This is a genomic window from Chromatiaceae bacterium (assembly GCA_016714645.1).
Classification (GTDB): domain Bacteria; phylum Pseudomonadota; class Gammaproteobacteria; order Chromatiales; family Chromatiaceae; genus M0108.
This window is the reverse complement of the sequence record JADKCI010000002.1, coordinates 638,317-650,218: the sequence shown is the minus strand read 5'-3', so window position 1 is coordinate 650,218 and position 11,902 is coordinate 638,317. Positions and strand designations below refer to the sequence as shown.

General features: G+C 64.7%; 14 protein-coding genes. 1 reads left to right on the top strand and 13 read right to left on the bottom strand.

Annotated elements, in window-relative coordinates; genetic code table 11:
- Window positions 1-47 precede the first annotated feature (47 nt).
- The gene (locus IPN92_09880; GenBank protein ID MBK8638569.1) at window positions 48-698 is read left to right on the top strand and encodes a LysE family translocator; all 651 of its coding nucleotides are present in this window, start codon (window positions 48-50) and stop codon (window positions 696-698) included.
- 85 nt (window positions 699-783) lie between these two features.
- On the opposite strand, the gene IPN92_09875 is transcribed toward IPN92_09880, so the two are convergent.
- The 13 genes from IPN92_09875 to IPN92_09815 form a co-directional block, all read right to left on the bottom strand.
- Complete coding sequence (locus IPN92_09875; GenBank protein ID MBK8638568.1) at window positions 784-930, bottom strand: hypothetical protein; 147 nt, start codon at window positions 928-930, stop codon at window positions 784-786.
- 71 nt (window positions 931-1,001) lie between these two features.
- On the bottom strand, window positions 1,002-1,586 hold the full coding sequence (locus IPN92_09870) for a hypothetical protein (protein MBK8638567.1): 585 nt from the start codon (window positions 1,584-1,586) through the stop codon (window positions 1,002-1,004).
- Between the two features lie 16 nt (window positions 1,587-1,602).
- Complete coding sequence (locus IPN92_09865) at window positions 1,603-2,523, bottom strand: hypothetical protein (GenBank protein MBK8638566.1); 921 nt, start codon at window positions 2,521-2,523, stop codon at window positions 1,603-1,605.
- A gap of 42 nt (window positions 2,524-2,565) precedes the next feature.
- On the bottom strand, window positions 2,566-3,225 hold the full coding sequence (locus IPN92_09860; GenBank protein ID MBK8638565.1) for a hypothetical protein: 660 nt from the start codon (window positions 3,223-3,225) through the stop codon (window positions 2,566-2,568).
- Window positions 3,226-3,410: 185 nt separating this feature from the next.
- Window positions 3,411-4,718 carry a phenylacetate--CoA ligase gene (locus IPN92_09855; protein MBK8638564.1) on the bottom strand — a complete coding sequence of 436 codons (1,308 nt, stop codon included), beginning with the start codon at window positions 4,716-4,718 and terminating at the stop codon, window positions 3,411-3,413.
- Window positions 4,715-5,185 (bottom strand): hydroxyphenylacetyl-CoA thioesterase PaaI, encoded by a 471-nt coding sequence (paaI, locus tag IPN92_09850; protein ID MBK8638563.1) that lies wholly within the window; start codon window positions 5,183-5,185, stop codon window positions 4,715-4,717. Before paaI ends, IPN92_09855 begins: the two co-directional genes overlap by 4 nt.
- Window positions 5,182-5,844 carry a CBS domain-containing protein gene (locus tag IPN92_09845; GenBank protein ID MBK8638562.1) on the bottom strand — a complete coding sequence of 221 codons (663 nt, stop codon included), beginning with the start codon at window positions 5,842-5,844 and terminating at the stop codon, window positions 5,182-5,184. The genes paaI and IPN92_09845 overlap by 4 nt, the downstream gene beginning before the upstream one ends.
- A gap of 18 nt (window positions 5,845-5,862) precedes the next feature.
- The gene (locus IPN92_09840; protein MBK8638561.1) at window positions 5,863-6,570 is read right to left on the bottom strand and encodes an ABC transporter ATP-binding protein; all 708 of its coding nucleotides are present in this window, start codon (window positions 6,568-6,570) and stop codon (window positions 5,863-5,865) included.
- Between the two features lie 4 nt (window positions 6,571-6,574).
- Complete coding sequence (locus IPN92_09835; GenBank protein MBK8638560.1) at window positions 6,575-7,348, bottom strand: ABC transporter ATP-binding protein; 774 nt, start codon at window positions 7,346-7,348, stop codon at window positions 6,575-6,577.
- Entirely contained in the window at window positions 7,338-8,312 is a 975-nt protein-coding gene (locus IPN92_09830) for a branched-chain amino acid ABC transporter permease (GenBank protein ID MBK8638559.1), read from the bottom strand. Before IPN92_09830 ends, IPN92_09835 begins: the two co-directional genes overlap by 11 nt.
- A 7-nt stretch (window positions 8,313-8,319) precedes the next feature.
- A complete protein-coding gene (locus tag IPN92_09825; GenBank protein MBK8638558.1) occupies window positions 8,320-9,198 on the bottom strand; it encodes a branched-chain amino acid ABC transporter permease in 879 nt (292 codons plus the stop codon).
- 112 nt (window positions 9,199-9,310) lie between these two features.
- Window positions 9,311-10,459: an ABC transporter substrate-binding protein gene (locus IPN92_09820; GenBank protein ID MBK8638557.1), complete on the bottom strand. Its 1,149-nt coding sequence runs from the start codon at window positions 10,457-10,459 to the stop codon at window positions 9,311-9,313.
- Between the two features lie 83 nt (window positions 10,460-10,542).
- Window positions 10,543-11,853, bottom strand: coding sequence for a hypothetical protein (locus IPN92_09815; protein ID MBK8638556.1), 1,311 nt, complete (start codon window positions 11,851-11,853; stop codon window positions 10,543-10,545).
- Window positions 11,854-11,902: the final 49 nt, after the last annotated feature.

Here is an 11,902-nt window from a genome sequence, read left to right as displayed (position 1 = left end):
CCCGGCGCCCCTTATCTCACAACCTGGTTGCCGCCGTCACTTAACCCATGCTGACTCTCGAAACCCTCTTGGGCTTTCTCGCCGTTTCCGTCGTGATTACCTTCGCGCCCGGCCCGGACAATCTGATGGTGCTGGGCCAGAGCCTGGCCCGGGGTCGCGCGGCGGGTTTCGGCATCGCCGTCGGCTGCGCCCTGGGTTGCTTCACCCATACCCTCTGGGCGGCCCTGGGGGTCAGCGCGGCCCTGGCCTCATCGCCCACGGCCTTTCTGCTGCTGAAGCTGGCGGGCGGGGCCTATCTGGGCTGGATCGGGGTCCAGACCCTGCGCAAGGCCGCCGCGCCCCGCCTCGACCCGCTCGCGGCGGGCGGGCGCGAACCCTGGCTCCGCTATGTGCGCCGGGGTTTCATCGCCAATGCCATCAACCCCAAGGTGGCGCTCTTCTTTCTCGCCTTTCTGCCGCAATTCACCCGCCCCGCCCTGGGCAGCCCCAGCCTCCAGATGGTCCAACTCGGTCTGGTCTTCGCGGCGCAGACCATCCTGGTGTTCGGGGCGATCGCCTACGCGGCGGGAAGCCTGGGCCGGCTGCTCGCCCGCCGCCCGGCCGCGGGCCTGTGGCTGGATCGCGGCGCGGGTTTGCTCTTTATCGGCCTGGCGCTGCGGCTGGTGCTGGATGGGGTGGCGTTTGGCTCCGGTACCTGAGCCAGCGGGATCACCCGCTGGCTAAAGGAGCAAGCTGACGAGGCCTTAAGTACCCAGGCCCCGCCACATCTGTCCCCCGGCACGCCTACTTCTTCTCCTTGCGGTGATCCACCACCCGCACCGCCTTGCCCTGGGAGCGGGGAATCTCCCCGACCCGCTTGACCATTACCTGGCAGCTCACGCCGATGAAGTCCTTGATGTCCTTGGTGGCGCGGGCGGCGACCTTGCGCATGGCCTCCTCGCCCTGATCGGCCAGGCTCAGCACGGCCCTGCGCTTAGGAAACCCCGTTCAGCGACTCAAGGTTATGGCACGACGGTATAGGTTTTGACCGCCTGATTGTTGGTCTCGCTGATTTCGGTGCTTTGGCAGTAACTATCCACGAAGGCGCGGAAGGTCTTTGCCCCTTTTGCCCCGGAGCGGAGTCCGGTAAAGGTGAAGGTCTTACTGGTATTGGCCGCCAGGGTGCCGACGCTGGTCCAGGCATTGCCGTCCGCTCCGCAGCCTGCCTTACGGCCAAGATTGTTCCAGACATCCAGATAACCGCCCTTCCCCCCCACCGGGCCAATGTTCTTGACGGTGACGACCGCCTTGAAGGTGCCGTAGGCGATGGGGCTGGTGGGGGTCAGGACGATGCTGGTGATACGAAAATCCGGGGCCGGCGGCTGGACAGTGTAGGCCTGGGTTAACTGGTTGTTATTCTCATTCGACTCCAGGGTTGCGCACTGGCTGTCGATAAAGGCCCGTAGGGTCTTGATGCCCGCCGGGCCGGCCGCCAGGCCGCTCATCTTCATGGTCAGGCTGGCGCCCGGGGCGAGGTCGGTCGCCCAAGTGGCACTCTGATCGCCGATGGCGCCGCAGTTCTGCTGATTGGGATTGTTGATCCACACCTGGAGCGTCCCCGGCTTAGCGGCGCGGGTGCCCTTGGTTCTTCAGGGTGATCTGGGCGCTGAAGGTGGTGGTGGCGAAGGGACTGGTCGGGGTCAGGACCAGGCTGGTGACGACGAAGTCGGGTATGCCACTGCCATCGTCGAATTCATAAGCCCCGATATCGACGGCGGCCCCGAGTACCCGGGGACCACCGCCCAGATCGGTAGCGGGCAGATTTGGGGTATTGGGATAGCCGGCATCGATCATGGGCGAGCCGGCCGTGAGGCGCAGGTTACCGGCGGCCTGGTTGACGAACAGGAGGTCTTGCGCATTTAGATTACTGGAGTGAATCGTGATCGGGAGGGTGATCTTAAAGCCACCCGCCGACCAGTCGAAATTGTTGGCGAGCAGGGTGACGGGGGTCGGGAGGTAGTCGCCGTCGTCGTCGTTGTTGATCCTGAGGTCCGCCGCTGAGTCAGCGCCAGTGGCCCGGTTGGCCCAGAGGAGGTTGTTGTAGAGGGAGGCCGAGTCAGTGGTTTCGGTAGATCCGGTGCTGAGAATAAGCCCACCGCCATCCCCCCCTTCGTTATCCACAAGGGTGTTGTTGGTCAGCGTGGCGGTGCTGCCGGAGATAGAGACGCCACCGCCGCTTGTGCTGCCCGTATTGCCTGAGAAGCTATTGTTGGTGAGGGTGGCGCTGGCGCCGGAGATAGAGACGCCACCGCCGCTTGCTCCGCCCGTATTGCCTGAGAAGCTATTGTTGGTGAGGGTGGCGCTGGCGCCGGAGATAGAGGCGCCACCGCCACTTGCTCCGCCCGTATTGCCTGAGAAGCTATTGTTGGTGAGGGTGGCGGTGGTGGCGGAAATATAGGCGCCACCGCCGCCACCGAAGTCGCTACCGTATTGGTAATGCCAGCCAGTCGACGTATTACCCGTGATGTGGTTGTTGGTGAGCATAGCGGTGGGGGCGGAAATAAAGGCGCCGCCGCCGAAGCTGGCCTAGGAGTCGTTGCCCGCTGTATTACCCGAGATGCTGTTGTTGGTGAGGGTGGCGGTAGTGGCGGAAATAGAGGCGCCGCCGCCTTGGGCGAAGTCGCCGCCGCCGCCCGCCATATTACCCGAGATGCTATTGTTGGCGAGGGTGGCGGTAGTGGCGGAGATAGAAACGCCGCCGCCGCTATAGCCGCACGTATTATTCTCAATAATATTACGGTTAACCGTCACTGCGCCGCCACCTCCGACCTTCGCTAATAAACCGCCCCCGTCACCAGGCGGGGGCTTGCCGCTGCGTAAGGTCAAGCCCTCGACCAGGAAGTCAGCGGCCACATCCGGCGCCGAGAGCACCAGTACCCGGTTGACCTGATTACCATCCAGGATGGTGTTGACCGGATCGAGCGTGCGCCCGGCGCAACCCGCCGTGAACCCCCCCAACAGGCTCAACTTGTTGGCCTGGGTGCTGGCATACACGAAGTTGCCCACATAGCCGCCCTGGACGATCCGCACCTCGTCGTCCGCGCCGTTGCCGGCGGCCGTGGTGAGCGCGGTTTGGAGGCTGGCGGCGCTGTTGACGCAGAAGGTGGCCGCGCGGGCGGGGGCCGGGAGGCCCAGGAGCGCGAGCACTCCTACCAGCAGAGCAGGAAGGAGATGACGGCTTTTCACGGTGGAAACTCCACGGGTTGAGTTTTGGATTGCTGACTTCACGGATTATGAACCCGGGAAGCTGATTGTCCAGGCTCGGACTCAAAATCTCTTGATGATCGACCGCCTTGTCTTCGCGCATGCGCAGCAGGCTGGCCCGCTCCGCTGGGAGCCGGCAGGGCCAGCTGGGAAGGGATCTGGCCCGCCTACTTCTTATCCTTGCGGTGATCCACCACCCGCACCGCCTTGCCCTGGGAGCGGGGAATCTCCCCGACCCGCTTGACCATCACCTGGCAGCTCACGCCGATGAAGTCCTTGATGTCCTTGGTGGCGCGGGCGGCGACCTTGCGCATCGCCTCCTCGCCCTGCTCGGCCAGGGGCGGACTGGCCTCGACATTGACCACCATGGTGTCCATGGAGCCCTGGCGGAAGACGTCGATCTGGTAGAAGGGCGAGAGGATCTCGGTCTTCATCAAGACGGATTCGACCTGGGAGGGATAGACGTTGACGCCGCGGATGATGAGCATGTCGTCCGTGCGCCCGGTGATGCGGGACATGCGCACATGAGTCCGTCCGCACTTGCAGGGGGCCGGATTGAGGGAGGCGATATCCCGGGTCCGATAGCGCAGCAGGGGGAAGGCCTCCTTGGTGAGGGAGGTGAAGACGATCTCCCCCTCCTCGCCATAGGGCAGGGGCATGCCGGTGTCGATATCGACGCATTCCACCAGGAAGTGGTCCTCCCAGATGTGCAGCCCGTCCTTGGCCTTGATGCACTCGACGCCGACGCCGGGGCCCATGACCTCGGACAGGCCATAGATATCGATGGCGTCTATGCCCAGGCGGGATTCCAGCTCATAGCGCATCTCCTCGCTCCAGGGCTCGGCGCCGTGGATGCCGACCTTAAGGGGCAGCTTGCGCAGATCCACCCCCAGCACCTCGGCCTCCTCGGCCAGATTGAGGGCGTAGGAGGGGGTACAGCTCAGGCCGGTGGCCTCGAAGTCCTTGAGGAGCATGATCTGCTTCTGGGTCTGGCCCCCGGACATGGGGGTGACCATGACCCCCAACTCCTCGGCGCCATAGTGAAAGCCCAGCCCGCCGGTAAAGAGGCCATAGCCATAGGCGTTGTGCATGCGATCGCCCGGGCGCAGGCCCGCCGCGGCCAGGGAGCGGGCCATGAGCTGGCTCCAGGTGCGGATATCGCGGGCCGTGTAGCCGACGACCGTCGGCTTGCCGGTGGTGCCGGAGGAGGCATGGACGCGCACCACCTGCTCCATGGGCACCGCGAACATGCCGAAAGGATAGCTGTCGCGCAGGTGCTCCTTCTTGGTGTAGGGCAGCAGGCGGGTATCGGCCAGGGTCTGGATGTGGCGGGGCTTGACGCCCAATTCGTCCAGGGCGTCATGATAAAAGCCGACGGTGCAATAGCAGCGCTCGACGGTGGTTTGCAGGCGCTTGAGCTGGAGCCGCTCCAGGTCCTCGCGCGGCAGGGTCTCGACTTTGGTGTGCAGGATCATGACTTGTCCCCAGGGTTCGTTGGTTTCATCCACTGCGTGATCGGCTCGCCGCGCCGAAATACGGTGCCGGAAAAATGGCCCACCAGTTTGCCCCTGGTGGTCCTGACCTCGATGGCATAGAGGCCGGTGCGTTCGCCCCGGCTGACCTCCCGGGCGTCCGCGATCAGGGTGTCGCCCAGGCGGCTGGCGGCCGGATAGCTCATCTGGGTAGCCAGGGCGACCGCCACGGTGCCATGGCTGTTGGAGGCCACGGCAAAGGCGAAGTCGGCCAGTGCATAGGTGGCGCCGCCATGGGTCAGGCCGACGGCGTTGAGCATGTCGGCCCGCACTGCCATACGCACCTGGCAGGCCCCGGGGGTCACCGTGACCAGCTCCATGCCCAGCAGGCGCGCCAGGCGATCCTCCTCTGCCAGCCAGCGGCCGACGCGCTCGGCCTCGTGGTCGGGGTTAGGGTGCGGATCATTCATCGGGCGGTGGCCAATTGCTCGGTATAGAGGTCATAGCCCAGGCCACGTAAATGCTGATCAAGGGCTACGGGATCGGCGGCGCGGAAGCGGACAATGACGATGCGCATGCCCGTGGCGTCCGGCGCCACCGGCGAGACCACGGTCGCGATATAGCCGCCCTGACCGTTGATGGCGGCCAGAAACTTGGCTAGTTCGCCGGCGCGATCCGGGAGGTGGACGGCGATGCGGGTGGTGTCCTCCAGACCGCAACCCGTGATGGCCAGGAAGAAATCGAGGATGTCGTCATCGGTGACGATGCCCAGCAGGCGACCCTCGCCATCGACCACCGGCAGGCAACCGATGCCCCGGTCGCGCATCAGTTGGCCCGCCACCTCCACCAGGGTCCCGGGACCGCAGCTGATCACCTCCCGGCGCATGACCTGTTCGACCTTGACCTTGGCCATCAGATAGTTGACCTCGCCGACGGACAGGGTGGTGATGGCCGAGGGTTCCGCCTTTTCCAGCTCCCGGTGCGACAGGAGACCCAGGAGGCGCCCGGTCCCGTCCACCACGGGCAGGAAGCGCCGCCCCTTCTCGCGCATCAGGTGCGCCACCTGGCTCAGTTTGAGGTCGGCGGTGACGGTGTCCACCGGCCGGCTCATGATTTGCTCGACGTACATCGCTGTTTCCTTTGGTAGTCAATACCCCAGATAGGCCCGTTTGATCCCCTCGTCCTGCAGGAGGGTCGCGGCGGGGGCGGCCATGGCCACCCGGCCCGTCTCCAGGACATAGCCGCGATGGGCCACGCCCAGGGCGGCACGGGCGTTCTGTTCAACCAGCAGGATGGTCACCCCCTGCTGATTGAGCTCCCGCACCACCCGCAGGATCTCCTCCACCAGCAGGGGCGCCAGGCCCATGGAGGGCTCGTCGAGTAACAGGAGGCGCGGCCGGGCCAGCAGGGCGCGACCAATGGCGAGCATCTGCTGCTGGCCCCCCGACAGGGTGCCGGCGGTCTGGGCGCGGCGCTCCTCCAGGATGGGGAAGAGGGCATAGATGAACCGGAGTTGCTGTTCCACCCAGGCCGGTTGGTGGCGCTGGGAGTAGCCACCCAGGCGCAGGTTGTCCTCGACGCTGAGGGGGGCGAAGACCTGACGGCCCTCGGGGACCTGGCAGAGGCCCGCCTGGACGATGCGATGGGGAGGGAGGCGGCCGATGTCCTGGCCCTCCAGCAGGATCTGGCCGGCGCTGGCGCGATGGATGCCGGAGAGGATATGCAGCAGGGTGGTCTTGCCGGCGCCATTGGCGCCGACGATGGCCACCAGCTCGCCAACCTCGACCTGGAGGTCCACGCCGTGCAGGACCTCGACCGGACCGTAACGACCGCGCAGGCCGCGCACCTGGAGCAGGGGCTCACTCGACGGCATAGTGGACCTCCCCCCCCAGATAGGCGGCCACGACCTGGGGATTGGCGCGGACCTCTGCGGGGGTGCCCTCCGCCAGCCGGCTGCCGTAATCCAGGACCAGGATGCGGTCCGAGACCCGCATCACCAGCCCCATGTTGTGCTCCACCAGCAGGATGGTGATGCCCTGATCCCGGATGCGCCCGATGAGGCCACGCATCTCCAGGGTCTCGGTGTCATTGAGGCCGGCGGCGGGTTCGTCCATCAGCAGCAGGCGCGGCCGGGCGGCCAGGGCGCGGGCGATCTCCAGGCGCTTGAGGGCCCCATAGGGCAGTTCACTGGCCTGACGGCCCTTCAGCCCCCCCAGGTCGCAGAAGTCCAGGGCCTCCCCCGCCCAGTGGCGGATCTGTTCCTCCTCCCGGCGCATGCGCGGCAGGCGCAGCAGGGCCCCGGCCAGGCCCGTCCGGGCGCGGGCATGGCCGCCCACCATGACGTTCTCCAGCACGCTCATATTGAAGAAGATCTGGAGATTCTGAAAAGTCCGCGACATACCCAGACGAGCGATTTGATGCGTCGCCCGACCGATGAGGTCCTGACCCGCGAAGCTCAACCGGCCCTCGTCCGGACGGTAGATGCCGGAAATGATATTAAAGAGGGTGGTCTTGCCGGCGCCGTTGGGCCCGATGACGGCATAGACCAGGCCCTCGGGCACGCCGAAGTCCAGATCGGCGATGGCGGTGACGCCCCCGAAGGACTTGGTGAGCCCGCTGGCCTCAAGCAGCATCCTGGCCCCCCGTGCCCCGGGGGCCCGGTCGGGGCCGCCCCAACCGCCAGAGGTCCCGCAGGCCGCCGACGATGCCCTGGGGCAGGAAGATCATGATCAGCATGAGGATGGCGCCGAAGATCAGGACCTCGTAATCCTCGAACACCACCAGTAACTCGGGCAGGAAGGTCAGGATCAGGGCGCCCAGGATGGCCCCGTAAGTGGAGGCCATACCCCCCAGCACCACCATGGTGACCAGTTCGATGGAGACGAAGAAGTTGAAGGAATCCGGGCTGACGAAGGCCTGCTGGTGGGCGAAGAGGCTGCCGGCCAGGCCCGCCGTCAGAGCGGCAAGGACGAAAACGGAGGTCTTGGCCGCCGCCGTGTCGATGCCCATCAGGCCCGCCGCCACCTCGGAGCCGTGGAGGGCGCGCAGGGCCCGGCCGGTGCGGGAGTCCATGAGGTTGAGGGCCAGCAGCACGACGAGCAGCAGGGCGGCGGCGATGACGCCATACCAGCGCTCATCGGTATCGATGGCCCAGCCGAAGAGGGACAGGGGCGGTATCTCGCCAATGCCGTCGGGCCCCCCGGTCAGGCTACCCGTCTGGACCAGCAGGATATGGATGATGATGCCAAAGCCCAGGGTCGCCATGGCCAGATAGTGCCCCTTCAGGCGCAGGACGGGGCGGGCGATGAGATAGGCAATCAGGCCGGTGACCACCAGGCCCGCGCCAATGGCCAGCCAGGGGTTCCAGCCATGGCGGCTGGTGAGAATCGCCGAAGCATAGGCGCCGAGGCCAAAAAAGGCGGCATGACCCAGGGAAATCTGGCCGGCGTAACCCATCAGCAGGTTGAGCCCGACCGCCAGAATCGCGAACAGACCGGCGGCGGCCCCCACTACGATGACGTAGTAGTTACCGGGAAAGATGAGGGGAAGAGCGGCGAGCGCCACCGCCAGCAGCCACCAGCCACGCAGACGCTTCATGATGGCTTCAGACCCGCTCCGCCGAGGCGCGGCCAAAGAGGCCGCTTGGGCGCAGGAAGAGCACCAGCAGCAGGATGACGAAGGCGATGGCGTCCTTGTAGCCCGAGGAAATGAGGCCCGCGGCCAGGGACTCCAGCAGACCCAGCAGCAGGCCGCCCGCCACGGCGCCCATGGGATTACCCATGCCACCCAGGATGGCGGCGGCGAAGCCCTTGAGGCCAAGCATGATGCCGGCGTCATAGGAGGTATAGGTGATGGGCGCCACCAGGACCCCCGCCATGGCGCCCAGCATGGCCGAGAGGCCGTAGGCCACCAGCAGCATGCGGCCCACATTGATGCCCACGAGCTGGGCCGCGGTCCGATTGCAGGAACAGGCGAGGATGGCCTTGCCCAAGAGGGTCCGATTGAAAAAGAGATGGACCGCCAGCACCAGCACCGCCGCGCCCCCCATGACCCAGAGATTCTGCGGCAGCAGGGTGACCTCGCCCAGGCGGATCGGGGTCTCGCCGGAGAAATGCGGCAGGGCGTGGATGTCCTTGCCCCAGATGAGCAGGGCCAGGCCCCGCAGGAAGATGGAGGCGCCGATGGTGATGATGATGGTCCCCACCACCGTTATCCCCCGGGCTGGGGCAATGGCGAAGCGTTGCAGCATCAACCCCAGGATCAGGGTAATCAGCACCGCCAGGAGGATCGCCACCGGCAGTGGCACGCCCTGCCCCGCCGACAGGGAGATGGCGCTCATGGCCCCCAGCATCACGAATTCCCCCTGGGCCAGGTTTACCACGTCCGAGGCGTTATAGATGATGGCGAAGCCCAGGGCCACCAGGGCATAGGTGGACCCCAGGGTAATGCCGGTCAGGACAAACTGGAGGATTTGATCCCACATCTTGGGCTGGTGAATCTCGGACGGCTGGATTAGGAGTGAACGCCATCGTGGCGCGGATTAGCGCGCGGGGCAGCCGGACAGGCCGACCGCCCCGCGTCCCGAACCGTGGTGCTCAGCCCTCTTCGACGATGGTCCAGTCGCCGTTACGAATCTCCAGGAGTTTAAAGGCATCCAAGCCCAAGCCCATGTGATCCTGGGGGCTCATGTTAAAGATACCGGCGGTGCCCGGGAAACCCTGGATCTTCTCGATCTCATCCCGCACCTTGGCCTTGTCGGTGGTGCCAGCGCGTTTGATGGCCTCGACGACAATGAAGAGGGCATCGTAGGCATGGCCCCCGAAGGTGGAGACGTCGCCATGGGCGGCCTGGTATTTCTGCTGATAGTCCAGGAGTACGGGTTTCTGGGGGTCCGTATCCGCCAGCTTTTCCGGCACCAGCAAGGCCGCGGCGGGCAGGCGCACGCCCTCCGCCGCGGCCCCGGCCAGTTCAATGTACTTCTTGGAGGCCACGCCGTGGGATTGATACAGGGGCAGCTCGATGCCCAACTGGCGTAAATTCTTGGTCACGATGGCCGGTCCCGTGCCGAAGCCAAAATTAAGGATGGCCTGGGCACCACTGTCGCGGATCTTGGTGAGCTGGGCGGTCATGTCCGTATCCTTGTTGCCATAGGACTCATCCGCCACGATCGTGATGCCGTACTCTGGCGCCAGCTTGAGGGACTCCTCCCGGCCCGATTTGTCGAAGCCGCCATCACCGCTGATGAGGGCCACCTTGGTCAGGCCCCGGCGCTTCATGTCGGTGTAGATCTTGGCCGCCGCCATGCGATCGGTGTGCGGGGTCTTGAAGGTCCATTTCTGTACTGGCTCGATGATTTTCACCGCCCCGGCCATGGAGACGAAGGGGATCTCCTCCTCCGCCGCCAGGGGCATGACCGCCAGAGATTCCCCGGAGGAGGAGCCGCCGACGATGACATCCACCTGATCTTTCTTGACCAGGCGCTTGAAGAAGTTGACCGCCTCCTTGGCGTTGCCACCCGTGTCGTAGTGGATGAGTTCCACGGGCTTGCCAAGGAGACCACCCTGCTGATTGATCGCATCCACGTACAACTGCAACGTCTTGAGTTCCGGGTCGCCCAGGAAGGCCGCGGGGCCCGTGACCGCCAGGAAGGTACCGATCTTGACGCTGTCCGCCGCCTGGGCGGGCGCGCCGAGGGCGAAGAGGGCCGCGCTGGTGACGGCCGTGAGGATATGGGTGATTTTCATGCTTGTGACCTGGTCATCAATCGAATTGACAGGGGTGACTGGGGCTGGAGGGGTGAACCCAGTCCCAGCCCCCTGCAGCCATCTCAGAAACTGTACTCAAGATTCAGGCGCACGAAGCTGTCGCCATTCGCGGTCGCCCGGTAGTAATCGCCAGGATCAAACCACTCACCCCAGAGATGGCCCTTGAGTTGAGGTATGACCTCGAAGGTGAAGAGGGCGAAGAAGAGCTCGCCCCGGTCTTTACCCGGGCCACCGCCAAGGCCGTCGTTCTCGTTGGCGCCCACCCAGGAATAGCGGAGCGTCAGCCGGGACTTTTGGATGGGAGAGACCTCCATGGCCACGAAGGGCGTGGAGAAGTTGCTCCAGCCAAAGACGGAATACTGGCTGCCGACCAGGGTGTAGCCGAGCAGTTCTCCCCAGTTATCCTGAGGCTGGCGACCATAAATGGGATGCCAGCCCTCGTTGCTGTTGGAGTCGGCCTCATTACCGGAGAGGTACCAGTAGCCCAGCTTGAGGAGGGGTTTGAAATTGGGCAGCAGGTCCGGGCTGTAGGAGAGACTGGCGTCGACCATGCTGCCATTCACATCATCGTTGCCCTGGGAGCCCGCCTGGGTCGCGACCTCCAGATTGCCGGTGAAGCCATAGCCAAACTTGGGCATGACGCGAAAACCGAAGGTACTGAAATTGGCGTCGGCGGTGACGAATTTACCCAGCTTGTTCCGGTAACTGGTGGCGGTATCGTCCTCGTGCTTGTAAATCCAGTAATACTCGAAGGGGACCTGTTCAAAGCGGTTGTACTTGCCATAGAGGCCCCCCGCCCACTGATCGGTCTCGATCAGGTTGGTTTCCTGATTATTGATAACGGGCTGGGGCTGCTGGGCGGTATAGAGACCGAGCAGATCGAGGCTGTGGCCCTCGAAGTTAAAAGTGACCTTGGCGCCATCGGCGAAGAAGGTGCGGGAACCGTCGAGGGGGGTGCCATCGGCGAGAATCTTGCCGGTGCCATAGATGAAATCCTGGCGACCCAGGCGGGTGGTAATCAGACCGTTAGCCAGCTTGCGCAGATCCAGGTAAAACTGATCCGGCGTGACCTCGCCCAGGAACTCCCAGGTTCCCGGGTCCTGACGGCCATCGCTGGTATCGAAAAAGCGGAACTCGTTGGTCAGGCGCGCGAGGAAATCGATGTCCTCGTTGAAGCCATACTTGGCCCAGAGGCGCGTGCGGTCGCGGTTGAAGAGTTGGTAAAACTCGTAGGTGGGTATTGCGGTTGGGATATGGTTCAGGGACTCGATCCGGAACCGGAAATCACCTCCCCAGGAAAACCCCTGGGCGCCCAGGGCCGGGGTAGCGGCGACGGCCAGCAAGGCCGTTGCCAGAATAGACGTCTTCCCCATGCGATTTGATCCTCGTCTCTTTATCATTTTTATGAGTTGCCGAGCCTCG